At 36.6% G+C, this 26,691-nt stretch carries 27 protein-coding genes and 3 riboswitches; of the genes, 5 read left to right on the top strand and 22 right to left on the bottom strand.

Features of this window, described 5'->3' with window-relative positions; all coding sequences use genetic code 11:
- Positions 1-41 precede the first annotated feature (41 nt).
- The gene (gene yutH, locus AB3M96_RS13240; RefSeq protein WP_412968096.1) at positions 42-1,046 is read right to left on the bottom strand and encodes a spore coat putative kinase YutH; all 1,005 of its coding nucleotides are present in this window, start codon (positions 1,044-1,046) and stop codon (positions 42-44) included.
- A gap of 139 nt (positions 1,047-1,185) precedes the next feature.
- On the opposite strand from yutH, the gene AB3M96_RS13235 reads away from it, so the two are divergent.
- A complete protein-coding gene (locus AB3M96_RS13235; protein WP_412968095.1) occupies positions 1,186-1,686 on the top strand; it encodes a phosphatidylglycerophosphatase A family protein in 501 nt (166 codons plus the stop codon).
- A gap of 43 nt (positions 1,687-1,729) precedes the next feature.
- Here the strand turns inward: AB3M96_RS13235 and AB3M96_RS13230 are convergent, their stop codons facing one another.
- A complete protein-coding gene (locus tag AB3M96_RS13230) occupies positions 1,730-2,500 on the bottom strand; it encodes a TIGR01457 family HAD-type hydrolase (RefSeq protein ID WP_412968094.1) in 771 nt (256 codons plus the stop codon).
- A gap of 17 nt (positions 2,501-2,517) precedes the next feature.
- Complete coding sequence (gene hepT, locus AB3M96_RS13225) at positions 2,518-2,955, bottom strand: type VII toxin-antitoxin system HepT family RNase toxin (RefSeq protein ID WP_412968093.1); 438 nt, start codon at positions 2,953-2,955, stop codon at positions 2,518-2,520.
- A gap of 365 nt (positions 2,956-3,320) precedes the next feature.
- On the opposite strand from hepT, the gene AB3M96_RS13220 reads away from it, so the two are divergent.
- Both AB3M96_RS13220 and AB3M96_RS13215 read left to right on the top strand, forming a co-directional pair.
- A complete protein-coding gene (locus AB3M96_RS13220; RefSeq protein ID WP_412968092.1) occupies positions 3,321-3,587 on the top strand; it encodes a DUF3055 domain-containing protein in 267 nt (88 codons plus the stop codon).
- Positions 3,588-3,646: 59 nt separating this feature from the next.
- Positions 3,647-3,934, top strand: coding sequence for a cytosolic protein (locus tag AB3M96_RS13215; protein WP_412968091.1), 288 nt, complete (start codon positions 3,647-3,649; stop codon positions 3,932-3,934).
- Positions 3,935-3,971: 37 nt separating this feature from the next.
- Here the strand turns inward: AB3M96_RS13215 and AB3M96_RS13210 are convergent, their stop codons facing one another.
- Complete coding sequence (locus AB3M96_RS13210; RefSeq protein WP_412968090.1) at positions 3,972-4,247, bottom strand: YutD family protein; 276 nt, start codon at positions 4,245-4,247, stop codon at positions 3,972-3,974.
- Positions 4,248-4,359: 112 nt separating this feature from the next.
- On the opposite strand from AB3M96_RS13210, the gene AB3M96_RS13205 reads away from it, so the two are divergent.
- Positions 4,360-5,175, top strand: a complete 816-nt coding sequence (locus AB3M96_RS13205; protein ID WP_412968089.1) for a YhcN/YlaJ family sporulation lipoprotein — start codon at positions 4,360-4,362, stop codon at positions 5,173-5,175.
- 63 nt (positions 5,176-5,238) lie between these two features.
- On the opposite strand, the gene lipA is transcribed toward AB3M96_RS13205, so the two are convergent.
- Positions 5,239-6,141, bottom strand: a complete 903-nt coding sequence (gene lipA, locus AB3M96_RS13200; protein ID WP_412968088.1) for a lipoyl synthase — start codon at positions 6,139-6,141, stop codon at positions 5,239-5,241.
- 305 nt (positions 6,142-6,446) lie between these two features.
- Between lipA and AB3M96_RS13195 the strand changes: the two genes are divergently transcribed.
- Positions 6,447-7,382, top strand: coding sequence for a M23 family metallopeptidase (locus tag AB3M96_RS13195; RefSeq protein WP_412968182.1), 936 nt, complete (start codon positions 6,447-6,449; stop codon positions 7,380-7,382).
- Positions 7,383-7,456: 74 nt separating this feature from the next.
- Here AB3M96_RS13195 and AB3M96_RS13190 read toward each other — a convergent pair whose 3' ends face one another.
- From AB3M96_RS13190 to AB3M96_RS13110, 17 genes are all read right to left on the bottom strand, one after another.
- Complete coding sequence (locus AB3M96_RS13190; RefSeq protein ID WP_412968087.1) at positions 7,457-7,564, bottom strand: methionine/alanine import family NSS transporter small subunit; 108 nt, start codon at positions 7,562-7,564, stop codon at positions 7,457-7,459.
- Entirely contained in the window at positions 7,564-9,087 is a 1,524-nt protein-coding gene (locus tag AB3M96_RS13185) for a sodium-dependent transporter (protein WP_412968086.1), read from the bottom strand. Before AB3M96_RS13185 ends, AB3M96_RS13190 begins: the two co-directional genes overlap by 1 nt.
- A gap of 257 nt (positions 9,088-9,344) precedes the next feature.
- Positions 9,345-10,925 carry a Na+/H+ antiporter NhaC family protein gene (locus tag AB3M96_RS13180; RefSeq protein ID WP_412968085.1) on the bottom strand — a complete coding sequence of 527 codons (1,581 nt, stop codon included), beginning with the start codon at positions 10,923-10,925 and terminating at the stop codon, positions 9,345-9,347.
- Between the two features lie 141 nt (positions 10,926-11,066).
- A riboswitch (Lysine riboswitch) is annotated at positions 11,067-11,252 on the bottom strand.
- Between the two features lie 95 nt (positions 11,253-11,347).
- Complete coding sequence (yunB, locus tag AB3M96_RS13175) at positions 11,348-12,094, bottom strand: sporulation protein YunB (protein WP_412968084.1); 747 nt, start codon at positions 12,092-12,094, stop codon at positions 11,348-11,350.
- 200 nt (positions 12,095-12,294) lie between these two features.
- Positions 12,295-12,597: a YunC family protein gene (locus AB3M96_RS13170; protein ID WP_412968083.1), complete on the bottom strand. Its 303-nt coding sequence runs from the start codon at positions 12,595-12,597 to the stop codon at positions 12,295-12,297.
- Between the two features lie 98 nt (positions 12,598-12,695).
- Entirely contained in the window at positions 12,696-14,087 is a 1,392-nt protein-coding gene (locus AB3M96_RS13165; protein ID WP_412968082.1) for a bifunctional metallophosphatase/5'-nucleotidase, read from the bottom strand.
- A 19-nt stretch (positions 14,088-14,106) separates the two neighbouring features.
- Positions 14,107-14,955 carry a DUF72 domain-containing protein gene (locus AB3M96_RS13160; RefSeq protein WP_412968181.1) on the bottom strand — a complete coding sequence of 283 codons (849 nt, stop codon included), beginning with the start codon at positions 14,953-14,955 and terminating at the stop codon, positions 14,107-14,109.
- A 513-nt stretch (positions 14,956-15,468) separates the two neighbouring features.
- The gene (gene sufB, locus AB3M96_RS13155) at positions 15,469-16,866 is read right to left on the bottom strand and encodes a Fe-S cluster assembly protein SufB (RefSeq protein WP_412968081.1); all 1,398 of its coding nucleotides are present in this window, start codon (positions 16,864-16,866) and stop codon (positions 15,469-15,471) included.
- A 65-nt stretch (positions 16,867-16,931) separates the two neighbouring features.
- Positions 16,932-17,372 (bottom strand): Fe-S cluster assembly sulfur transfer protein SufU, encoded by a 441-nt coding sequence (gene sufU / locus AB3M96_RS13150; protein ID WP_412968080.1) that lies wholly within the window; start codon positions 17,370-17,372, stop codon positions 16,932-16,934.
- Positions 17,362-18,582, bottom strand: a complete 1,221-nt coding sequence (locus AB3M96_RS13145; protein ID WP_412968079.1) for a cysteine desulfurase — start codon at positions 18,580-18,582, stop codon at positions 17,362-17,364. Before AB3M96_RS13145 ends, sufU begins: the two co-directional genes overlap by 11 nt.
- Positions 18,582-19,889: a Fe-S cluster assembly protein SufD gene (sufD, locus tag AB3M96_RS13140; protein WP_412968078.1), complete on the bottom strand. Its 1,308-nt coding sequence runs from the start codon at positions 19,887-19,889 to the stop codon at positions 18,582-18,584. The genes AB3M96_RS13145 and sufD overlap by 1 nt, the downstream gene beginning before the upstream one ends.
- A 17-nt stretch (positions 19,890-19,906) precedes the next feature.
- Positions 19,907-20,692: a Fe-S cluster assembly ATPase SufC gene (gene sufC, locus AB3M96_RS13135; RefSeq protein WP_412968077.1), complete on the bottom strand. Its 786-nt coding sequence runs from the start codon at positions 20,690-20,692 to the stop codon at positions 19,907-19,909.
- Positions 20,693-21,250: 558 nt separating this feature from the next.
- Positions 21,251-21,421 carry a YuzK family famiily protein gene (locus AB3M96_RS13130; RefSeq protein ID WP_412968076.1) on the bottom strand — a complete coding sequence of 57 codons (171 nt, stop codon included), beginning with the start codon at positions 21,419-21,421 and terminating at the stop codon, positions 21,251-21,253.
- Between the two features lie 545 nt (positions 21,422-21,966).
- Positions 21,967-22,806 (bottom strand): MetQ/NlpA family ABC transporter substrate-binding protein, encoded by an 840-nt coding sequence (locus tag AB3M96_RS13125; RefSeq protein WP_412968075.1) that lies wholly within the window; start codon positions 22,804-22,806, stop codon positions 21,967-21,969.
- A gap of 16 nt (positions 22,807-22,822) precedes the next feature.
- Positions 22,823-23,527, bottom strand: a complete 705-nt coding sequence (locus AB3M96_RS13120; protein ID WP_412968074.1) for a methionine ABC transporter permease — start codon at positions 23,525-23,527, stop codon at positions 22,823-22,825.
- Positions 23,520-24,545 (bottom strand): methionine ABC transporter ATP-binding protein, encoded by a 1,026-nt coding sequence (locus AB3M96_RS13115; protein ID WP_412968073.1) that lies wholly within the window; start codon positions 24,543-24,545, stop codon positions 23,520-23,522. Before AB3M96_RS13115 ends, AB3M96_RS13120 begins: the two co-directional genes overlap by 8 nt.
- A gap of 193 nt (positions 24,546-24,738) precedes the next feature.
- Positions 24,739-24,845: riboswitch (SAM riboswitch) on the bottom strand.
- Positions 24,846-24,947: 102 nt separating this feature from the next.
- The gene (locus AB3M96_RS13110) at positions 24,948-26,270 is read right to left on the bottom strand and encodes an O-acetylhomoserine aminocarboxypropyltransferase/cysteine synthase family protein (RefSeq protein WP_412968072.1); all 1,323 of its coding nucleotides are present in this window, start codon (positions 26,268-26,270) and stop codon (positions 24,948-24,950) included.
- A gap of 176 nt (positions 26,271-26,446) precedes the next feature.
- Positions 26,447-26,550: riboswitch (SAM riboswitch) on the bottom strand.
- Between the last annotated feature and the right edge of the window lie 141 nt (positions 26,551-26,691).

The following is a 26,691-nucleotide window of genomic DNA, read 5'->3' as shown; positions in this document are numbered from 1 at the left end:
TATGAATTTTACTTGTAGTAATACTATCATACCATAGTTTTTTATCTAGAAAGCCAGTTGATTTCAGGAACCTTTATTCTTCTCTTTCCCACTCCTACTCTTTGAAAAAATGTAGCTAAAAATTGTTCGTTATCGCGCGAAGACTGTAAAATAGAAGCTAGTTGTTGTTCAATTCTTTGTTTTTTATTCTCTGTTTCAGTAAAATAATATTCCTCTACACATTCAAAGAAATGCAAAGGAAAAAGTAAACGTGCATAAAGTAGCCTCCATGAGAATGCAGATAACGGGCTTACACGTTCATACTCCTCAATAAATTGAAAAGTCTTATCATTCCTTCTTCTATCTCCATTCAAATATTGATCTCGGATATATTCAGCTATGTCTCGGGTGAAGTGATCATAAACCCAATCATTTGGAAATTTGATGAAATACTCCTTATCCCATGTCACTTCTGTGAATCGGTGATGACAGATGGTGGCCGAATCTGTTGGCATTGGGTATTCATCTAACTCTGTATCAACCAGATATTGAATGGCATTCTCTGTCAACCCTATATAATATGGAAAGGCTTCTACAAACATTTCTTCAAATCGATTTTCAGGATGTTGCTTTACTTTCTCTTTCCAAAATAACTCCATTTGGTCAAGTCTTTTTTCCCAAAGAAATTTCCACTGACCTATTCGATTAACTTTTGATAAGGTGTAAGGAAAACTTCTGCCGCGCTTATGAAATCGAGCTAGCTCTCTTCCCACCAAATCATCTCCACGTTTCCCATGAACCGGACAACGAACAACGATAATATCTTCATTTTCTACAGTACAACTTAACTGACCACTTGTGGTTTGAATAATAGAAGCAACTCTACTGTCACCTCGATGAATGAGATAGTTGCTCATTTGGTATATTTCCATTAACTCTTCAGGTTCCAAGTACGAGATAGGCACAATACAATAAAGTATATTTCGAGAAATAATTCCTGTGTAACCGAATAAGCTTATTGTACGTTCTATCTTTAAATTATAATTTTCAAGAAGAGTTTCTTTCATATTTCCACACTCCCTGCACATAATATGTAACTACGTATTTAAAACATCTATATGACACACAATCGGATTACTTGTGATAAACTAGTAAAAACTAGTAAAAATAAATTATTTTTCAAATTATAGAAATTAGGTGAAATGTATGAGTGAAGAACGTAACATGTCTGAAATTGAACGTACTGCTAGGAAATGGCTAGAGGAACGAGGAGTCACAATCCAGGATATCGCGGAACTTGTATATTATCTTCAAAGCAAATACCATCCAGACCTTAAAATGGAGGATTGTGTACACAATGTCGACCGTGTATTAACTAAAAGGGAAATACAAAATGCAGTCTTAACAGGCATTCAATTAGATAAACTTGCTGAAAAAGGTTTACTTGAAGAACCTTTATTATCAACAATAAAGGTAGATGAAGGTCTATATGGTGTAGACGAAATTCTTGCTTTCTCGATTGTAAACGTTTATGGTTCAATTGGTTTTACAAACTACGGTTATATTGATAAGAAAAAGCCTGGTATTCTTGAACGACTTAATGATAAGTCTTCTGGGGAATGTCATACCTTCCTAGATGATATTGTGGGAGCAATTGCTGCAGCAGCATCAAGTAGATTAGCTCACCGCGCGGCAAATGTTGAGTAAAAAGACAAAAAGCAAAACTTTTGTAAAGTTTTGCTTTTTTATTTTATATTTTTTCAATCCAATCCTTTAAACTATCGATAGCATACGTTGGCTGACGGTCATAGCCCTTCAGTAACTCAACAGTTGTTACACCTGTATGTACTAATAAGGTATCAACTCCTGCATTCATACCAGCCATAATATCCGTATCGTAGTAGTCACCAATCATAAGTGTATCTTCTTTAGAGATTCCTAACTTTTTTTGTGCTTGCTCCATAATTATTTTTTCAGGTTTCCCAATAAAGATTGGTTTAACAGTAGTTGAAACTGACACAACGGAAGTTAGTGAACCATTCCCTGGTAACAGTCCCCTTTCAGTTGGAATTGCGATATCACCATTTGTTGAAATAAATGTTGCACCATTACGTACACCAATACATGCAAGTGCAAATTTTTCATAAGTAATAGACCGATCAATTCCGACTACAACAAAATCAGGATTATCATCTTGGATAACAAACCCTTTATCTGTTAAAGCTTGGCGTATTCCTTCTTCACCAATGACATAAACACTGGCATTTGGTTTCATTTCATACATAAAGTTCGCTGTCGCTTGGCTTGTTGTAAACACCTGCTCTTCTGTTGCAGGTATTTCAAACTCACGTAGTTTTGATGCTACCTGTTCTGGAGTACGTGAAGAATTATTTGTTACAAATAAATAAGGAATATCATTTTTATGTAAAGCATTTACAAAATCACAAGCTTCTTGTATACGCTCTGTGCCTCTATACATTGTTCCATCTAAATCAATTAAGTAACCTTTGTACGTTTTCATTGATAATTCACCACTTGTTAGTTTTTAAAAGCAGAAACAGGTCCTAATTCCGTTTCTAAGTATGTTCTTATCGACTGGGGAAATGATTTCAGACTTTTAGTATTGTCTTTTAGGACAGCTAATAATGCTGTATGATCGATTTCTAAATAATCTTGGACCAGTACTTTCCGAAAGCGAACCACTTCTTTTAATTCCTTTGCTTGATTAACTTCTACTACCTTTTCATCCTCAAGAATATCAATTATGTCATCATAACTTCCAGGATCTCTCATGATAAAACCATCAATCATTGAATTACCAACATCTAAAATCGATTCAATTAATAGCTGAGAAATCCTTTCAAGTGCTTTTTTCTCAACAAAGCTTGTCCATTTTGAAGTAGTTTCAATAAACTCCAAATTCTTTTCAAAAAAGGCTAATGTTTTCTCAATCTTTTCTCGGTCAACAAAATACACAGTATCACCTTCTAGTTATAATCGTTACCCTTTTGAAGATTTGTTACTCTTATTATTTTAACATATAGTGCAACTTCAATGAGTGGGAGATTTTTTCCCACTCATTGTTAGTTGCACTTAATCGGGGTGTTAGCGGCCGTTTATCTCTCACCTTTTAGGTGGGAGAATTACGGACGCTTACACCGCGGAATAGTGCAACTTCAATGAGTGGGGTTTTTGTGTCCCCACTCATTGTACCTTGAAGGCTAATTAGGGAATTAGCGAAACTAATCCCACCGACAATATAGTAATATAGCCTATTTCGTATACCTTTGTTATGATGAATGTAGTAAACAAAACATATGATTAGAAAAAGGGGAATTATTATGTCTGAACGTTTTTTCTTATATGACGATACAATTGAAACAAAAACAAGGTTTGTCAGCTTTATGGGTGAATATCAGCGTTTTGATTTAGCTATAGTTAAGTCTGATCGCTATTATGGAAAACATATTGTTTTAAATATACTAAGTAACCGCTTTGCTATCATTGGTCGGGATGACCTCGATGAGCCAGGCTATATTGAACATGCTTACCAAATTTCTGAAGAGGAAGCAGAAGAATTACGTTCATTCCTGTATGAAATTGTCTAACATATTCCCATCCCTGTCTGAAAACACTACTAATAAGTCTCCTTAAGTGAGGTGTTAGTATGAGTGGTAAAGACAAAGAGGAGATTGTTTACACTGATTTTTCAAATGTAGAAACTCAGCGAAACTTTATTATTCCGGAGGATCTTCCCGAGGGCCCGTATGGCTCACCGCGAGGAAAAAATAAACCAGTAGAAAATAAGAGCACCCCATGGGAAGAAGGACAGCGACCATATAGTAACTTTAATTATGAATTCAAATCACTACATCAAGACTTACCACGACAATACCCTGGGGCTCACCCAACACATGATGACGAGAATGAAAATGCAGAACCTCCGTATGATTAAAAGAAAAAGGTACAGGCGTTTATCTTATGCCTGTACCTTATTTTTTCACCTTTTTCAAAACAAAATATGCACATCCAAAATTGCAATATTCATACAAGTATTCAGACAGAGTACTAATTTTTGTATCAAAAGATGCTTTCTGATTTTGATCATCAAAAAAGCCTTTTAACCGCAGTTGTTCATAACCCCAATCTCCAACGATATAATCGTATTTAGAAAGGATGTCACTATATCTTGCACGAAATGCCTCTTCGTTAAAACCATCTTTTAATTCTTCAACAAGCTCATATTCACTATTATTAATAGTAATCATTTCAATATCACCCCATACCCTTACTCTACATTCATTATAGCCAATCAAACCATCAATTACTATGTGAAATTTTTTATGAATTGGTCACCCTAATTATGAGGGGGTGTAAAGAATGAAAAAGTATACTATAATCACTGGACTGTGTGTTCTAACGGCACTATCAGGTTGTAGTGCTAATCAAAAGGATGAAGCAGGTATTTTCCATGATAATGGAAATACGATTTACCGTGTGGACCAAAATGAATTGTATAATGAGGGTGGCGTCCGAAATAACGGTGAAGAAATGGCGAACTTTGGATATGTTCGTCATCAAAAAAGTCCCGTTCCTGGGGATGCAAATGTATATTCAGAAATACCAAAACTGGACAGAGAAGCTGTTGCGGATTTAATAAGTAAAATCTGTACACAGATTCCAAACGTTAACGATGTTGGTACACTCGTAACTGATGAAGAGGTGTTAATTGCTTATGACACTGATTCAAAGGATCGAGTTCTAACAGCAGACCAAGTAAAAAGATCTGCTTTATCTGTTGTTCCAAGATATTTTCATGTTTACGTTTCTGATGACCCTGAAATGATGGAACAGATTGAAAGATTTGGAAGATTAGATGCAGACAGTCGAAATGTTGACCAGATTATTACATCTACAATTAAAGAAATGGTTAAATCTCCACAAGGATATAAAATAAGCGATGGAGAAAATGAAAACGGTGAAATGGAAGGCGGGCTTAATCCCGAATACGAACGCCGTGCAAGAGACACACAAGAATTCTTGAAAAACCCGAGTATTGGGACTGAAGGAAACGATGACCGGGATACCAATACTAGAGGTGGAATTCAGGGCAATACTGAAACAGGTGACAGTGACCAAGGTGAAACTAGAAAAGATATCGATTCGAAAGACCCAGGCTTACAAGGCCATCAATAATAAAAAACACCGCTTAACACATATGCTTTTCCAAAAAGAAAAAGAGGGGATTCCCCCTCTTTTTTATGCTTCTTTAAGCTGTTGTTGATTCGACTTAGCAGCGTTAACCTGCTCATCTGCATGATAAGAAGATCTAACTAATGGCCCAGCTTCACAGTGGCTAAATCCTTTACTTAATGCTATCTCTTTTAATTCTGCGAACTCATCTGGATGGTAGTATTTTTCAACCTTCAGGTGCTTTTTAGATGGTTGTAAATATTGGCCAATAGTCATTATATCTACATTATTTGCTCGCAGATCATCCATTGTTTCAATAATTTCTTCCTTCGTCTCCCCTAATCCAATCATAATGCTGGATTTCGTAGGAATTGTCGGGTTCATTTCCTTGGCTCTTTTTAAGAATTCTAAGGAACGCTCATATTTTGCTCTCGCACGTACCCGGTCAGATAAGCGCCGAACTGTTTCAATATTATGGTTCATAATATCTGGTTTCGCATCCATAAGGGTTTTTAGATTCTCATATACTCCACCCATATCAGAAGGAAGAACTTCAATTGAAGTAAATGGATTCTTTCTTCGAATTGCCCTAACAGTTTCAGCAAAAACAGCTGAACCGCCATCTTTTAAATCATCACGCGCAACTGCTGTTACAACAACGTGCTTTAAACCCATAAGCGCAACCGAATCTGCCACTCTTTCTGGTTCTTTCCAATCCAATTCGGAAGGAAGGCCAGTTTTAACTGCACAAAATCGACATGCACGAGTGCAAGTGTCACCAAGAATCATAAATGTCGCGGTTTTACGGACAGCCCAACACTCATGGATATTAGGACATTTTGCTTCCTCACAAACAGTATGTAATTGTTTTTCACGCATCATTTTCTTTAAGCCTGTATAGTTCTCGTTTGTATTAAGCTTTATCTTTAGCCATTCAGGTTTACGCATATATTCTTGACTCTTTGACATACTTCATCACTCCATTGCAAAGGCTAACACTATTATACTCATAAAAATGATAAGAATCCAAGTGTTGGTTCTTTTTTGGGGTAGTGCAAACATTTTGTAGGGGTTTGTATTTCCTTCCAACAATTAGTTATTATGAAATTTTTTTGTTTTAACAAACTAACAATATCAAAAGATTATTAATACTGACTAAAACGTTTTGTCGTAGTTTAATTAGTATCCTGTTATGGAAGGGAGTTTACATGTGCGTGAAGAATAATTTAGTACTACTAGTTGTTTTCTTTTTACTACTTTCTGGTTTTCCCACGATGATACGCGCTGAAGATGACCAGCAAAACATTTTCGAGAATCGAATGAATCTTTATAACAAAATGGAAGTAGTGACACAAATTCCATGGTATTATTTTGCGGCTATTGATCAATACGAAAGAAGTATACGTCGTGCTAGAAAAGATATTCCAAAGGAATCAGGGTTAATTGGTATTTATATAAAACCCGAAGTTTGGTCTGGTGCTTTGAATCCTGATCCAAATGACACAAATCCACATAGCATTCAGTTATTCGGTGGAATAGGCGTAGATGGGAACGGAGATGGCAAAGCGGAACAAACAAATGATGAAGATATACTTTTTGCTATTGCTGAGCAAATTCTTTCCTACGGAACCGATATGGATAATATAAAAATTGCTTTATGGAATTATTACAAGCGGGACAAATCAGTTTCCTTAATTATGGGAATTGTAAAAATTTACTTAACGTATGGCAGTTTGGATCTAGATAAACATGCATTTCCTGTACCTTTAGGATACAACCATAGTTACAAGAATACATGGGGGGATGCCCGAGGCTGGGGAGGCAGAAGAATTCATGAGGGGACAGATATTTTCGCAAGTTATGGTACACCAGTTAGAGCCACATCTTATGGAATAATTGAGATGAAGGGTTGGAATCGTTATGGGGGCTGGCGGATAGGTATTCGTGACGTAAACAATACGTATCATTATTTTGCACATTTGAACGGATTTGCAAAAGATATCGCTATTGGTCAAGTAGTTGAGCCTGGAACAATTATTGGTTCAGTCGGAAGTTCTGGTTACGGACCTCCTGGCACAGCAGGAAAATTCCCACCTCATTTACATTATGGAATGTACAAAGACAATGGTTACACGGAGTGGTCATTTGATCCATACCCTCATTTGAGAGCTTGGGAAAGAGCAGAAAGACAGCAACGGAAGCGTAAATAACAATAGAAAAGCTGTGGTTACAGCAACCACAGCTTTTTCCGTTCAATTTATTGACCCTCTTTTTATATCTTTTCTTATTTTGCTTTTTTAGCAGTTTTTACAGCATGTGTAATACTAGCTGCAAGGCCACCCCAAATAATTACAATTCCGATTACCATCATCACAATTGCACTAACACCCATTATTGTGATACCCCCTTGCTAGATTTCACTTCAACTTTTGCAGCGTTCCACTTCTTCACTGTGAACAATGCACCAAATAGAATTGCTCCAATTGCTACTGTCCATCCCCAATTGAATAAGAACTCTCTTGGGTAACCTTCATATTCTGAAGTAAGGTTTTGGCGTAGGTTATCAAACATCATGTAACCAAGAACTATAGGTGTAATCACACCTAAGCTTAATCTCCACCAAGCCCCTAACTTAATGTCTGAAATACCATCTGCATGGTCTTGAAGATTTTTGAGTTCTTTCGCAAACCAAGCAATAGCGACAACCTCGATTAATCCGGCTAATGCAACACCAAAGTTGTTAATAAAGTAGTCTGCCGCATCAAGGAAGAACAATCCACCTTGGGTAGCAAACACTAGAGAGATTAATGCAGCTAAACCACCGCCAAAAGCTACTGATTTTGTACGAGAAATATTAAACTTCTCCTGCACACCAGCTACAAATGTCTCAACAATTGAAATTAATGATGTTAACCCTGCTAATACAAGAGATCCAAAGAATAAGAATCCAAAGAATCCATTAAATGCTGGTAATTCATTAATAATTTGTGGGAATACGACGAATGCTAGACCTACACCAGCGGATACAACTTCATCTACACCCACGCCTTGTTGTACTGCCATAAAGCCTAAAATACTGAAAACCCCAATACCAGCTAGTAACTCAAAGCTTGAGTTAGCAAATCCAGTAATGAAAGCATTATTTGTTACATCGGACTTCTTAGGAAGATAACTTGAATAAGTAATCATAATAGCAAATGCAATAGATAAACTAAAGAAAATCTGACCATATGCTGCTACCCAAACTTTACCGTCAGCAATCTTAGACCAATCTGGAGTAAAGAATGCATTAAGTCCCTCAGCAGCACCATCTAATGTAATCGCACGAACAACAATAATTAAGAATAATACCAATAACGTAGGAATCATAATTCGGTTTGCAAGTTCAATCCCTCTTTTAACCCCTGCAAAAAGAACACCTAAAGCCACTACCCAAACGATTATTAATGGAATAAGTACACCTGGAACCAGGCTACCAAATTGACCAATTTCTCCACCAGCTAAATCAATACGATTCAGATATTCACCCATTAGGAAGCCACCAGTGTCGTCTCCCCACTTTTGTCCAAATGAAAATACTGAATAAGACATTGCCCATGCAACAATTACTGCATAATATGTAGCAATTACAAATGAGATTGCTACCTGCCACCAACCAATCCACTCTTTTCCTTTACTTACTCTTGATAAAGAAAGAGGAGCTGATCCACGATATTTATGACCGATTGTAAATTCCATAATTAATAATGGAATACCTGCAGTTAATAAGGCAAATAGATATGGTAGGAAGAACGCCCCTCCTCCATTCTCATATGCGACTGCAGGGAAACGCCAAATGTTACCTAAACCAACTGCTGAACCAACTGCTGCTAAGATAAAGCCTAAACGTGTTCCCCATTGTGGACGATTATCCATGAAATACCCTCCCCATCTCCATTTTACTCTAGTGTTTTCTTTCTAAGTATTACAATAGCACTAGAATGAAATTGGAAATTTTAATATATTCTGATTTTTTGATATAATCTATTTATTAGTATAGCCAGTCTTTTACCTTCTGTCAAAAGTTATTTTACAGATGATATTTTATAGCAATAAAAAGAGACAAAGGGTTCTATTTCCTTTGTCTCTAGCATATTATACAGAATACTTAAATAAAGTTTGAATAGTATTCTTTAGATAGTTTCTCTGTTTTTCATAGTGAAAATGAAAGCTATAAGTAATACCACAGCTACTAGGACCCCTAGTACTGTACTGCCTGTAAGACCTAGTACTACATAACCAATTGCTGATATTACTGCAGATGTTAAAGCATAAGGTAACTGAGTCATAACATGGTCAATGTGATGGCTACCTGCTCCAGTAGATGAAAGTATCGTTGTATCAGATATAGGAGAGCAATGGTCTCCAAATACTGCACCTGCCAGTACTGCCGCTAATGCAGGTAATAGTAAAGTCACATCAGAAGCTGCAACTATTTCTCCAGCTATCGGTAACATCATTCCGAATGTTCCCCAAGACGTACCTGTAGCAAATGCCATAATACCTGCTACAACAAATAAGATAACCGGTAAAAATGCAACATTCACATTCCAGTCCTCAACCTTACCCGCTAAGTAGGTTCCAGTCTCAAGCTGTCCAATTAAATCGACAATAACCCATGCAAAAAGTAAAATATATACCGCAGGAAGCATTGACTTTATACCTTCTACAATACCTTTAGGTAAAATACTGATACTAACTCCATTTTTTACATATACTTGAACGAAGAACAATCCAAGTGTAACAATAATACCTAATAAACCACCCACGACAAGTGAAGTCGTTACATCAGTATTTTCAAAGATTGTAAGGATTGAAACATTTCCTTCTGATGCTTTATAACCTGTCCATAAAAATGAACCTACAGTCCCAATCACTAAAGCAATAATTGGCCATACAAGATCCCCAACTGTTCCTTTTGCACTCACTGGGAGTTCTTGTTTTAGTTCTCCAAGGACTGGCTTTGCAGGGTCTATAACTACTCCTGTTTCTAAAGCTCTTTTTTCATGAACTTTCATACTGCCTATATTAACATTAAATACCGCTACTCCAATGACCATTAAGATAGCTGTAATTACATATAAGTTCATCGGTATCATTTGTACAAATGCAGATAATGGTGACATCTCACTCATACCATGTGCTGCTAAAATCGGTGCTAATATTGCAATAATATAAGCACCCCAGCTAGAAATTGGTGACACCACACAAATTGGTGCAGAGGTTGAATCTATTATATACGCCAGTTTTGCACGTGAAACGTTGTTACGATCTGTTAATGGACGACTTACTTGTCCAACAGCCAAAGCATTAAAGTAATCATCGATAAATATGATAATACCCAAAACAGCCGCTAGTAATTGTGCTCCTGTTTTTGTTTTTATCCTTTTTTGTGCCCACTCACCGAATGCTCGGCTTCCACCAGAAATTGAAATAAATGCAGTTATAATTCCTAATAAAAATAAAAATAGAATAATATATACGTTCCATGTATTTAAGGCTCCCTCAGAAACGAAGATTCCTTTTATACTAGTCCAAAGTGTTAGAAAAGCTTCCTTTAACCAAACACCTATTCCTTCACTTAGTAGATTTCCATGTAATAATAATGCTGCAGATAAAATCCCTACTCCTAAAGATAGAAGTACCCTGCGTGTTAACACGACCATTAGAAGTGCAATAATCGGTGGAATTAATGAATAAATTGTTCCAGACATGAAGTTTTCCTCCCAAATACTATTTTTACGGAGGCTTCTGTGTGAAGAAGATACATTATTTGCCAATTTGAACAAATAAAAAGAGAGTAATGATAGAAAATAACTATCATTACCCTCAGTAATGTTATGTTATCCTCCATCACGATCAGTAGCCCTCCATTATAGATAAAAAGCATCCATAATGACAGTGTTACCCTTCTTCAGGGCAACCCCAACAAAAGTAACAGTGACTTGTTACATTTGCTTCGGCAGAAAATCCTTTCAGCTAAGGTCATTGTTGTCATCCTCACATAGCCTACTTTTATTTTCCGCACCTCTACCTCATCGATCCGATAAGGTGATGTTATTTACTTTTTATATTCCTTTTGTAGTATAACGATTTTACCATATGAAATCAACTATTCTAGTAAAATAAATTATTGTCAATCTATGGGAACTTCAATTGAAGGTGCTGAGTCCCCACCATTATTGTAGAACTGCGGTACGTCTCCTCTGATATTTTGGCTTATTACAGGAATAGGCGTTTTAATTTCAACTTCTCCAGTTGAAAAGGGTAGTATTACTTGCATAGTGACTGTTGCTACTACATCAACATGTAACCACGCATTGTTAATTCCCCATTCATCAATGCGAGTCTCTGGAGTAGTAGATGCAAAACCAATCATATGAAACCGGATTGGAATTTGGGGACCTAAGTTCCCTAGTAAAGCATTGTTGGTTGCTTCCCCTAATGGCACCTTAAATACAAACCCGGTTTGTGCACTATCAGTCTCTAATTCAATATCAGGATACTGAATTTTATTTATTTCACCTTCACTTACATATTTTAAATATTTCTCAATGTTTCCTAGCGTCTTTGTAGCCATTTTATTTATTGTTTGTGTATTAAAGTTTATAATTTCACCATTTTCATTGGTTATGACCAACTCATCTTGAACTAATTCTTCTTCACTTATTTGTTGATTAATTGCATTTTTAATTACAGTGTTTGCAATTTTTTGCGTTTCTGTTTTTGCATACTCCATTAAAGCTGGTTCAATTGCCTTGTTAATGATAAATAAGCCTGAAGCAGTTGATATAATAAAAAAGACAAATGTTAATAAAAAGACATATCGAAAAGGTAAAGGCCCTTTTCTTCTTTGTGGCAGGCGACCTCTGTATTTCGCCAAGTGAAATCCCCCCTTACAAGCTATATGTATGCAAGCAAGAGGGGATGTACGCTTATTATTTTATTTTTAAAGTGTGACTTACCTTCTCAAATTTTATCTTTAAGAACCTGTAAAAGTAGACCGACTCAAAACAAAAAGCCCGCGAATAAAAGAAAGTCCGGGGTTATCCTTTTTTTATTTCGGCAGCTTAATAATAGCCTTTACAGCATCTTTAAAAGAGCGTCTTTGCCTTTCATTCCAACAGTAATCCCCCGATTTTCTGCTTCAATTGTAATTGACTCGAGTGGAGCTTCAAGTAATTGCTCTATTGTTCTTACACCTACAGCCCTACCAGCAATTATACCTCTGTCCTTCAGTTTTTCATTCAGTAATGCGACATCGAGCGCACCACACATTATATAGCCATTGTCATTTGTTACGGCCATAAAGTTAGTCTTAGGCAGCTTAACGGTAATGGCTGTAAATTGATGATTATCAATTAGTATTGGTGTCATTGAAACCATTCCTAGCACACTCCTTTCCTAATTAATTTATGTATCCTTAAGAAATTTGTGTAAGAAATAGGTATTCGCCAACTAATTGTAAAAAATATAAATTTTTATTAATTTTTCTTTAAATAGTGTGCTAAAAGATCTCTTAGCATTTCAGGCATAAAATACTTTTTATCCTTTGCATCTCGGATTTCTGGGAACAGCATTCCGAATGTAAACATATCTATTGTTGCAACAGAGTATATTCTATCAGGATCAATCTCTTCACCATTAATTTTGATTTCTGTTATATGCTTCATCCCATCAGAAAGTTCTGTTGCCATCAACTCTACGCCATCATACACCATTTTGCCCATCACTTTACCACGAAAACCAAGGCCTTTAATTTCTAATCTCTCCATCTTTTCTGTATTCGCCTGTAAAATGATTTCTTTTAACTGGTCCCCTTTGAGATGTACCTTACATGGATTAATTGGATGTGGACAAACGCGATGTAAATCGCCTCGAGTAACAGTACCTTTCGGTAATGATTCAAGCAGTATTCCTGCATTAACCATGGAGATGTCACCCTCACACCATTCTCGTAACACCTTTGCCAGGAAAGTGCCAAAAGTAGAATCCGAAAACCAATCTATTGATAATTCTTCTTTTAGTTCTGTAATAATGTCATTATGTAGATACTCCATACTTTCTTTTGTATATTGATTAATGACTTTTTGTGTGTCCTTGCAATCCTCGAGTCCATCAGTTTGGATTACATTTGCTTCACTTTTTATTAGAGTTTTGGTAGTTAAATCAATATCCAGTTTTACATGGCCTAAATAATTACCGTACTTTTGAGCACAACAAAGCAAAGTATTATTTATTTTTCTACCATTCTCTAGTAAATGGTGGGTATGTCCCCCGAGAATAACATCTACATCAGGAAAATCAGCAGCGATTTGCTCATCTTCATTTATACCAAGATGAGATAAAAGAAGAATCATGTCTGTTTTGGGTGTAAGTTCATCTACTGTTTCTTTTAAAACAATAAATGGATCCTTAATATTCCATCCTAGTAATTTATATAACGCAATGTAGTGCACAGTAAGCCCTATTATCCCTATTTTAAAACCACTAGGAAGAGTATGTATATCATATGGGATTGCCCAATTTGGAAGGTTTCCTTGTCTATCAAACAGGTTGGCCAATAGTACCTTAAACTGTGCATCTTCATAAAGAGAATCAAGTTGTTCATAGGACATAGTTATCCCCTCGTTATTGCCGATTGTAGCATAATCATAACCAAGCTGGTTTAAAAGCTGGACATTCAACTTTCCGAACGTCGCTTCGGAAATTGGATGAAAACGATCCATATGATCGCCAATATCCATCAATAACATCTGCTCTTTCTCTTTAGTATGTATTTCTCTCATCTCGTTAACATACTTTGTTATCTTTGGCCACCTATCAAAATGACTATGCAAATCATTCGTATGATAAATATGAACCGTCTCAATCATGTCTTCATCTCCAAACAATTTAGCTGAAAAAGTCGAGTTGGCGTGGTGCTAAACCAGTATACTGGATTCCTAGCATGTCTATAAATTGCTTAGCGTTATCAGCCGCATCTCCACCTGAATTATTATTAAATAATAAAAATAGTTCTTCACTTTCTTTGGATAGCTTATTTACATATTCCATCCACTCGGAGAGTTCTTTTTCATTATACCTATATAGATATCGGACATCACGCCAGTTACCTTCTTTCGGCTTCGTCCATCCATGAACATTTCTACCATGAAATCGAATCAACGTTTTTTCTTTGCTAGTAGGTTGTAGCACAATAGGAATTGAACTACTGCCAGCTTGAGGTTCGTCACATATACTATGTATCCAACCTTCATCTTTCATAAAAGTTAATGTTTTATCACGTAATGATGGTGAAAACCATGATTGATGGCGAAACTCCAGTGCCACTGGAATATCCCCCATTTGATTTTTGCACCATCGTAGGTATTCTACATTCTCACGTTTACAATCATACCACGGTGGAAATTGAAATAATACCATTGAGAGCTTATCAGCCTCTATATAAGGTTCTAGGGATAGACGAAACGCCTCAAACATTAGTTCCTTACTCTCAAATGGAATATCACCTCGTTGATGCCCCGTCATACCTTGATAGGCTTTTACAATGAACTGAAATGATTCAGGAGTGTCTTTAACCCATTTTTCCACATTACGTTTTGGTTGGATTGCGTAAAACGAGGAATCTACCTCAACAATCGGAAAATGACCAGCATACTCCTTAAGCTTATCTCCAGTAGAAGTACCTGCTGCATATAAACTGTCATGGTCTCCCCATCCGGTTACCCCAACATAAATCATGTTTTCACCTCGGATCTTTTGAATCTTTTGGGACATATTTGATTCTTGCGTCCCCTCACTTTTTATTTTTTGAGCCTTGAGGGTACGGTTCTGAATCTTGCGTACCCTCATTTTTAACTTTCCAACACTGACGGTACGAATGTTGCTCTTGCTTACCCTCACTTTTAACTTTTCGAATACAGACGGTACTTATGGCGCTCTTACTTACCCTCGCTTTTAACTTTTCGAACACTGAAGGTACGTATGCCGCTCTTGCGTACCCTCACTTAGTATTCTTTGAAATTTGAGGGTACGGTTACTGCATTTGCGTACACATAATATCTATTTTTCGTTCCTTTTGGGATAATTCTGGTTATATACCCCAATATCTTTTACTAGAACCTTGAGGCACAATCAGACTAATTTCTGTATCCAGGATTGTCTTTCGATACTCTAACTCAACTATTAACACCTATAAAAATAACCCGTTTGAGAGTACTCTCAAACGAGTTATTACAAGTTGTATTATAACAATTATCCGATAGAACCTTCCATTTCGAACTTGATTAGACGGTTCATTTCAACCGCATATTCCATTGGAAGTTCTTTTGTGAATGGCTCGATGAAGCCCATTACGATCATTTCTGTAGCTTCTTGCTCAGAAACTCCACGGCTCATCAGGTAGAATAATTGTTCTTCAGATACTTTAGATACTTTAGCTTCGTGCTCTAATGAAATGTTATCGTTTAAGATTTCATTGTAAGGAATTGTATCTGAAGTTGATTGGTTATCCATGATTAGTGTATCACATTCGATGTTTGCACGTGCTCCATCCGCTTTACGTCCGAAGTGTACGATACCACGGTATGTTACCTTACCACCGTGTTTTGAAATCGACTTAGAAACTATAGTAGAAGATGTATTTGGTGCAAGGTGCATCATTTTTGCTCCAGCATCTTGGTGTTGACCTTTACCAGCGATAGCGATTGAAAGTGTCATACCACGAGCACCTTCTCCACGAAGGATAACAGCTGGATATTTCATAGTTAGTTTTGAACCGATGTTTCCATCAATCCATTCCATTGTTGCGTTTGCATCACAAACTGCACGCTTTGTAACTAAGTTATACACATTGTTTGCCCAGTTTTGAATAGTTGTGTATCGGCAGTATGCACCATCTTTAATGATAATTTCTACAACTGCACTGTGAAGAGAGTTAGTTGTATAGACTGGTGCTGTACATCCTTCAACATAGTGTACATGTGCATCTTTATCAACAATGATCAATGTACGTTCAAATTGACCCATGTTTTCAGAGTTGATACGGAAGTATGCTTGAAGTGGAGTATCCACTTTTATACCAGGTGGTACATATATGAATGATCCACCAGACCAAACTGCTGAGTTCAACGCTGCAAACTTATTGTCAGTTGGAGGAATTACCTTAGCAAAGTGCTCACGGAAAATGTCTTCATTTTCTTTAAGAGCAGTATCTGTATCTTTGAATACGATTCCTAGTGCTTCAAGATCTTCCTTCATGTTGTGATAAACAACCTCTGATTCGTATTGAGCAGAAACACCAGCAAGGTATTTTTGTTCTGCTTCAGGAATACCTAATTTATCGAAAGTTGCTTTGATTTCTTCTGGAACTTCATCCCATGATTTTTGAGATTTCTCAGAAGGCTTAACATAATACGTAATCTCGTCAAAGTTTAGGGATTTTAAATCTCCACCCCACTGTGGCATTGGCATGTTATAGAAATGCTCTAATGACTTAAGACGGAAGTCTAACATCCATTGAGGTTCATTTTTCATACGAGAGATTTCTTCAACAATCTCTTTCGTTAATCCACGCTTTGAACGGAAAATAGAGACATCTTTATCTGCGAAGCCATATTTATAATCGCCGATTTCAGGCATTTTTTTAGCCATTCTACTTTCACTCCATTCCAATGTGAGTTTCTACGCTATACACAGATAACGCTTCCCACTCACAACTATTTTTGTTCTTCTTGTATTCCCTTCTCCATTGCTTTCCAAGCCAATGTAGCACATTTAATTCGTGCTGGGAACTTTGATACACCTTGAAGTGCTTCAATATCACCTAAATCGATACTATCATCGTATTCTTTGCCGAGCATCATATCTGAGAATATTTTAGAAAGCTTAATTGCTTCCTCATAACTCTTCCCTTTTATGGCCTGTGTCATCATGGAAGCAGATGACATAGAGATAGAACATCCTTCACCGTCAAACTTCGCATCGACCACTTTTCCCTCATCTACCTTAAGAGTTAGGCGTATACGGTCTCCGCAGGTCGGGTTATTCATATCCACGGTTAAAGATCCATCTTGAATAACACCACGGTTTCTTGGTTTCTTATAATGATCCATAATTACTTGGCGATACAACGTATCAAGATTAATGTTAGAATCCATTGCTGAAATACTCCTTTGTTTTAATGAGTCCTTCAACTAGTTTATCAATTTCATCCTCAGTATTATAGAGGTAAAAACTTGCACGAGCAGTTGCTGATACTTTTAACCACTTCATAAGAGGTTGTGCACAGTGATGTCCTGCTCTAACAGCAATACCTTCTGCGTCTAATACAGTCGCTACATCATGAGGATGCACGTCTTCTATATTGAATGTTACTAGACCAGCACGATGCTTTGGTCCGTAAGCCGTAAAACCATCAATTTGTGATAAACGGTTCATTGCATAGTCCACTAACTTATGTTCATGTTCGGCAATGTTATCAAGTCCTACTTCTTCTAAAAAGTCGATTGCTGCTCCTAAACCAATAGCACCAGCGATGATTGGAGTTCCCGCTTCAAACTTCCAAGGAAGCTCTTTCCAAGTTGATTCATACAAACCAACAAAGTCAATCATTTCTCCGCCAGTTTCCACTGGTTCCATTTTTTCAAGCAATGCCTTTTTACCATATAAAACACCGATACCAGTAGGTCCGCACATTTTATGTCCTGAAAATGCAAGGAAATCACAATCTAGATCTTTAACATCTATCTTCATATGTGGAGCAGCCTGGGCACCATCGACTACCATAATCGCACCTTTACGATGGGCAATCTCAGTTATCTCTTTAATTGGATTAATTGCTCCTAAAACGTTGGATACCATCATTACAGAAACAATTTTTGTTTGTTCAGTAACGGTAGCTTCGACGTCCGTAAGGTCAATTGAACCATCCTCTTGTAGAGGGATATATTTAAGAGTTGCACCTGTTTGTTTTGCGATTTGTTGCCAAGGGATAATATTCGCATGATGCTCCATATATGTGATGACGATTTCGTCGCCTTCTTGGAGATTATCTCGTCCATAGCTTGCTGCTACCATATTTAAAGCGGTTGTTGTTCCCCTTGTGAAAATTACTTCTTGAATAGAAGAAGCATTTATAAACTTTCTTACTTTTTCACGAGCATTTTCGTAACCATCTGTTGCTCTAGTACCAAGTGTGTGAACACCACGATGAACGTTTGAATTATACTCTCTGTAATAGCGGTCTACCGCTTCAATTACAGGAAGTGGTTTTTGGGAAGTTGCCGCACTGTCTAAATAGACAAGGGGCTTCCCATTAACCTCTTGGTCCAAAATTGGGAACATGCTACGAATATCTTGGATATTCATTATCTTACTTTCCTTTCAATTACCTCTACAAGCTGCTTCTTAACTCCCTCGATTGGAAGCTCCTTAACAACTGGAGCAAGGAATCCATGAATAACTAAGCGTTCTGCTTCAGTCTTAGAAATACCACGGCTCATTAGATAATATAATTGAATTGGATCTACACGGCCAACAGATGCAGCATGACCAGCTGTTACATCGTCTTCATCAATTAAAAGAATAGGGTTTGCATCTCCACGAGCTTTTTCGCTTAGCATTAATACTCTTGATTCCTGCTCTGCATTTGACTTAGTGGCACCGTGTTCGATCTTCCCAATACCATTAAAAATAGAACTTGCGCTATCCTTCATTACACCATGTTTTAATATATAGCCCTCAGAGTGCTTACCATGGTGAATAACACTTGTTGTAAAGTTTTGCTTTTGCTCTCCGCGACCAACTACAACAGATTTAGTATCTCCGAATGAACCGTCGCCAACTAGATGTGTAATGTTTTCAGAGATTGTATCTCCGTCATTCATTAATCCTAAAGCCCATTCAATTTTACTGTCACGACCAATAACTCCCCTGCGGTTCACATACGTTGTAATACCTTTTGCTAATGTATCAACAGCTCCGTACGTTACTTTTGCATTCGTTTGAGCAATTACCTCAGAGATAATATTTGCTACAGTGTTTGCAGTTTCATTTGTTGAGAAGTAGTTCTCTACATAGGTAACAGAACTATTGTCTTCAGCTACAACTAAAACATGATTAAAAATTGCAACTTCTGGATTATCATGAATGTATACAGCTTGAAGTGGAATTTTCACTTCTACATTTTTAGGTACGTACACAAACGCACCGCCATTTACAAGTGCTGCGTGATAAGCAGTAAGGCGATGTTCATCAACCTTAACGCCATCCTTCATGAAATACTTTTGAACAAGGTCACTATGTTCACGAGCAGCAGTATGAATATCAGTAAAAATAACACCACTTGCTTTTGCTTCTTCTGATAAAGAAATATAAGCAGGCGTATTATTACGTTGGATGTATATGTTTTTCTCTTCTTCGATATTTACAAGAGATTTAATTTCTTCTGGTAATTCGTCAATTGAATTGTATGGAGCACTTTCCACAACATGATTAGGGAATTGGAAAAAGTTCCAGTTATCAATTTTGGTTTTGTCAGGCTTTGGCATTGGAAGATCTTCTGCTTTTTCAAGAGCTTGTAAGCGAAGTTCCTGTAACCAGCTTGGTTCACCAAGTTTCGACGAAAAACCTCTGACATAATCTTGATCAAATGGTAATTTCGTATCTATTGTCATATTAATCCTCCTAACGCTTACGCTTCTTGACCTACAGTTTCATCTTCAATTCCTAGTTCCTGTTTAATCCAGTCGTATCCTTCTGCTTCTAGACGTTGTGCTAGTTCTGGACCACCAGATTTAACTACACGTCCTTGCATCATTACATGTACTTTGTCAGGTGTAATATAGTTAAGTAAACGTTGGTAGTGAGTAATGATTAAGCAACCAAACTCTTCGCCGCGCAATTCATTAATTCCTTTTGAAACAACCTTTAGAGCATCGATATCAAGACCTGAGTCGATTTCATCAAGAATTGCAATTTTTGGTTGTAACATCATTAATTGAAGAATTTCATTACGCTTCTTTTCTCCACCTGAAAACCCTTCGTTTAGATAACGTTGAGCCATATCTGGGTCCATTTCTAAGAATTCCATATTCTTATCCATTGTGCGGATGAATTTCATTAAAGATATTTCATCGCCTTCTTCACGTCTTGCATTAATTGCTGAACGTAGGAAGTCTGCGTTTGTTACTCCACTAATTTCACTTGGGTATTGCATTGCTAGGAAAAGACCAGCACGAGCACGCTCATCAACTTCCATTTCTAATACATCTTCACCATCTAATGTAATGCTACCGCTTGTTACTTCATATTTCGGGTGACCCATGATTGCAGATGATAATGTTGATTTACCTGTACCGTTTGGTCCCATGATTGCGTGAATTTCTCCACCTTTAATTTCAAGGTTTACACCTTTTAAAATCTCCTTGCCATCAATCTCAACATGAAGATCTTTAATAACTAATGTTGATCCTGCCATTACTACTACCTCCATTAGACAAAAAAAATTTTTGTATTGTTTTTGTATTGATATAGAAACCCGGTAATTGCCAAAGCAAAAACAAAGTCTCAGATAATGCGTTTAAGAGAGAAAATAACCTCTTATTCGCCAAATAAAGTCAAAGCTTTATTCTCATTCTATTCTCATTACAATCTTATAACAAATTAAAAGTGATATCAACCTTTACAACTTGTGTATGCTAATTGATTTTTTTATTTTTGCATTATCAATTAAAAGTCCTGTATTCTGCAAAATATGTTTCGTTGCGACAAAAAACTGTTTTATCATTCTCAGGTAAGCCATAGTAATGAAACCTATGTAACTAAGACACATAACCATGGGCTTATTTTTCACATAATAAATGAAAACATTCTATAATATATGGTGAGGGAGGAGTTTCCTCGATACACTGATTATGATTCGATGATTGCTGGTCGTTCTAGAAAACTAATTTCCTTATTACTCAAAATGATGTTCTTACATTAATACGAAAAACCAGTGTATGGTGGACACTGGTTTTGAAAGTACAATATATGATTAAACGTGTAATCTTCGATCATATTCAGCGACTATCATTCTTCCCTTTTGGTATTCCTTTTCCCTTTTCAACTCGACCCTTAAACGTTCCTTAAATTTACGACTGTAAGTCTCATAGCCAATCCCATGAGCCTGATGCATTGCCTTTTCCATCTCCGTCGTATAATTCAAGTGTATTCGACTGATAATGAACCAATCCCTTCGTTTTTTCGGCTTTTTTGTTAGCACAATTAAAATAATAACAGGTACCCAAAAATACCTCAAAGTCAGTAATCAGGGATAATCGGGTCTCCTAATTCATTTTGAATAATAATGATGACCTTACAATAATGATTGTTAAAATACCTTATAAATTCTAGTGAATACTTAGGTTTAATCTAGATATAAAAAGTTCGTGTGGATCTCATGGTGGATTTCTTCTGCTGCTGGGGGGGGCTTTAAAACTCAACTGTGAATGACCTCATGTTGTCCTTTTACTTCATGAGGGCTTTCATCTCCTCTATGAGTGACCTCGGGCTGCTCCTTTTACTTCATGAGGGCTTTCTTCTCTTCTATGAGTGACCTCATGTTGTCTTTTTACTTTATGAGGGCTTTCATCTCCTCTATGAGTGACCTCGGGCTGCTCTTTTTACTTAGTGAGGGTACTAAAATACAATGAGTACCCTCATAAGAGACTAAAAAAAGAGAAGCTAGTAATAAGCTTCTCTTCACATAATTTATTCAACTGTAATTACAGCACCCGCATATTCTTCTTTGATGAACTGTTTAATTTCATCTGATTTTAAAACTTCTACTAATGCTTTTATTTCTTCGCGTTCTTCATCGCCTTTATTAATTACAATTAGGTTTGCAGGTACAACATCATCGCCTTCAAATGCAATACCATCTTCAGCAATGTTTACTCCGCCTTCAAGTGCATAGTTTGTATTGATAACAACTGCGTCACCTTCACCATTTTCAAAAGAAGATGCTAGTAATTTCGCTTCAATTAAAGTAGAAAAATCAAGATTTTTCGGATTATCAACGATGTCTTCCACTCTCGCTTGGTCTCCTACACCTTCTTTAAGAGTAATAATGCCTTCTCTTTCAAAAATTGGTAAGATACGACCGTGGTCACTAAATGAATTACTCATAATAATTTTCGCGCCATCAGGTAGCTCGTTTAAATTGTTAAATTCCTTTGAGTAAATACCAATTGGTTCTTTGTGAATTTCACCAACACTAACAAAATCAAAGTCTGGGTTATCTTCCATTTGTAATGCTAAATAACCTGGCGTTTGGAAATAGTTTGCATCGATTTCTTTTTCGTGTAAAGCAACATTAGGTAAAATATAATCAGTAAAAACTTCTATCTCAAGGTCAATTCCCTTTTCCTTTAAAAGCTCTTTTGCTTTTTCTAATACTTCAGCATGTGGAACTGCAGATGCGCCAACTACCAACTTTTTATTTTCGTTCGTTCCTTCTGTTCCTTGTTCTCCTGCTTCATCATTTCCACCGCAAGCAGCTAGAGTTAATGATAATAAACCAACTAATAATAGTAAAAACCACTTTTTCATGTTAGTACTCCTCCTGTTATCTCTTGTCTGTATATTTTGTAAAGAAATCACCCAAAAATTGAATGATGAATACCAAGATTACGATTGCTACTGTAGCAATAAAAGTAATGATAGGTTTATTTCCTTGGAACCCATAAAGATAAGCAAAATGTCCCAATCCTCCTGCTCCAATAACCCCCGCCATCGCTGTAAAGCTAATTAACGAAATAGCAGTTACAGTAATACCTGAGATAAGTGCAGGTAATGATTCCGGAATTAATACCTTATAGATAATAGTGCTATTAGTAGCTCCCATAGAATGCGATGCTTCAATAACACCTTTATCGATTTCGCGTAGTGCAATTTCTACCATTCTTGCGTAAAAGGGTGCCGCACCAATAATTAAAGATGGAAATGCTGCATTTGGGCCTAACATAGAACCCATGATAATTTTAGTAAACGGAATTAGTAGAACAAGTAAAATAATAAATGGAATTGATCTAAAAATATTTACAATCGCTGATACAAAACCATTTATATAACGATTTTCCCATGCATTTCCTTTATCAGTTAAAAATAAAACCAAGCCTAGAAACAAGCCGATAATAAATGTTGCTACTACTGATATAGATGTCATATATAGTGTTTCAAGCGTTGCTTCCCATAGGTCGTCCCATTTTAACTTTTCCAGGTCTTCCACTTGTTTTTCCCATTTAAAGAGTTCATATAACTTCTCAAGCATTTTCGATCACCTCGACTTCTACCTGCTGTTGACGAATGTAATCGATTGACGAATTCACTTCATTCATCTCACCATCAATATGAATAAACAAAGTCCCATATGAACCGCTTTGTGTTTGAGAAATCTTCCCCTGCAGAATGTTAACTTCAATATTGAAATCACGGATTAAACGTGTAATTAATGGTGTTTCAGCAGTTTCGCCAACAAAAGTTAATTGAATAACCCGTCCGTTAGGATACTGATGTAACAAGTGTTCAATCGTTTCTTTTGTTTCCTCTGGCTCTGTTACCTGTTGAACAAAACGTTTTGTAATGTTAGCCTGAGGTTTTTTAAACACATCAAGTACCTTCCCTTGTTCAACAAATCTGCCTTCCTCCATTACAGCGACCCGATGGCAAATTTTACGTATAACATGCATTTCATGCGTGATTAATACAATCGTTAACCCTAATCGCTCATTAATATCCACGAGCAGGTCAAGTATTGAGTCAGTTGTTTGTGGGTCTAGAGCAGAAGTAGCTTCATCACAAAGTAAAACCTTTGGATTATTTGCAAGTGCACGAGCGATACCGACTCTTTGCTTCTGTCCTCCACTAAGTTGTGAAGGATATGCATCTTCTCTTCCTTCTAAGCCTACTAATTTAATGAGTTCGGAAACTCTTTTATCTCGTTCGGTTTTGGGAACCTTTGAAATCTCAAGTGGAAATGATATGTTTTCTCTCACAGTTCTCGACCAAAGTAAATTGAAATGCTGGAAGATCATACTAATTTCTTTCCGTGCATTTTGAAGATTCTTCCCCTTAATAGAGGTTATATCATGTCCCGCAACTGTAATTGTTCCTTCGGTTGGTGTTTCAAGTCCGTTCAGTAAGCGAATTAAGGAACTTTTACCTGCACCACTATAACCGATTATGCCAAATATTTCGCCTTCATTAATTTGCAAATTGATATTATTCACAGCTGTTACTGAATTATTCTTTGAGTTATAGACTTTTTTAACATTTGTTAGTGATATCACGTTTGTCACACCTTCTATTCAGAAAAAACTAAGCTTAGTTTATGTAAATAACTGATAAAGTAAACTCCCGCCATTATAATCCGGTTACCTTTATTTACAATTAGGGTGTCAGCCTGTCTTTTCAGCTACTTTACTAAAACAAAAATACCTTTCTGCAAAAGAGCAGAAAGGCATAGATATCTAAATAACCTTCCTCTCATCTCTCAAAGCATAAGCTTTGTGTGAATTGGCACCTTTTCAACGGACGTTGACGGTTGCTGGGTTTCATAGGGCACTTCCCTCCACCACTCTAAATAAGAGTCACATTTATATATTCACTTTTTCATTATGTTGCTATAGCGACATTTGTGATTTTATCATTAGCAAAAAAAGGTGTCAACAAATTTTTTTCTCAAAAAGAAACTACACAGTAGGTACAGATTTTTTCGACGTTGTTCCATTTGCTACTTCAATTGCTTGTTCTAAATCTTCAAGTATATCCTCTATATTTTCAATTCCTACAGATAATCGAACCAAATCCTCAGTTACACCTGATGCTTTTAGATCTTCTGGTCCAAGTTGTTGATGCGTTGTACTTGCAGGATGAATAATTAAACTCTTTGCATCTCCTACATTGGCTACATGTGACCATAATTCAACACTATTTATTAGCTTTTGACCAGCCTCTCTTCCACCTTTGATGCCAAAGACTACAACAGCGCCGGCCCCTTTTGATAAATATTTGTCTGCTAATTGCTTGTTCGGATGATTTTCTTCTCCAGGATATAGTACCCACTCAACGCCTGGATGATCTTTTAAATAAGTGACAACCTTTTTTGTATTTTCAATATGTTCTTTCATTCGAACATGTAAGGTTTCGAGTCCCAAATTAAATTGGAAAGCATTAAATGGGCTTATTGATGGCCCAAGATCACGTAGAAGCTGAACCCTGGCTTTTATAATATAAGCGACAGGTCCAAGTGCCTCGGCATAAACTAAATTATTATAGCTCGGATCAGGGGTTGTGAAACCTGGGAATTTAGGTGAATTCCAATCAAAATTACCACCATCTACGATGATCCCACCTAATGTCGTTCCATTACCTAGCAACCATTTCGTTGCAGAATGGATGACAATATCTGCTCCGTGTTCGATAGGTCTGCAGAGATAAGGAGTTGCAAAGGTGTTGTCAATTAAAAGTGGAATCCCTGCTTCATGCGCAATATTCGCTACTGACTCAATATCAAGAACATCTAAACTTGGATTACCAATTGTTTCTGCAAATACAGCCTTTGTATTAGGAGTAATTGCTTGACGGAAATTTTCTGGATTTGAAGGGTCTACAAATGTTGTTTTTATTCCATATTTAGGAAGTGTATTTGCGAATAGGTTATATGTACCCCCATATAGTGTTGATGCTGATACAATCTCGTCCCCAGCACCCGCAATATTTAGAATAGCAGTTGTTATAGCTGCCATTCCACTTGCAACTGCTAATGCACCAACTCCGCCCTCTAATTGAGCAACTCTTTCTTCAAAAACTGTCACTGTTGGATTATGGATGCGAGTATATATATATCCATTTTCTTTTAAACCAAATAGGTTTGCGGCATGTTCTGTATTATTAAATTTATAAGCATTTGATTGATAAATCGGAACCGCTCTCGCTCCCGTAACAGGATCTGCTACAAGACCACCGTGAATAGCTACCGTTTCTGGTCTATACTTTTTTTGATTTTCACTCATTACGAATCTCTCCCTTAAAATGAATTTAATTGCGGATTACGAGTAAAATCTATGAAGGTTTGTTCCGCTTTATTGAAAACATAAGATCTTTCTTCAAGAATGAAAGACCTAGTTTACTTCCTACCATACTAAAAAACCCTCTTCAGATAAGAAGAGGGTTAATTTACATTTATCTCTTCTTATCTTTCAGACAAATGCATGTCTGCTGGATTTAGCACCGTGTTTCATAACCGGTTGCTGGGCTTCATAGGGCCATTCCCTCTGCCACTCTCGATAAGACTTTAGTATATTAAATTAGAGACGCTTTAAATAATTGAATATAGTTGAATGTTAATACTTTTTAATTAATAAGTCAACTAAAAATTAAAATAATTTACTCTATTCTAATTTCTACACAGATCCTATTAAATCTATATGTTTA

Origin of the sequence: Ferdinandcohnia jepli, assembly GCF_047246645.1 — a bacterium.
Classification (GTDB): Bacteria; Bacillota; Bacilli; order Bacillales; family Bacillaceae_L; genus Ferdinandcohnia.
This window is presented reverse-complemented; position numbering and strand designations above follow the sequence as displayed.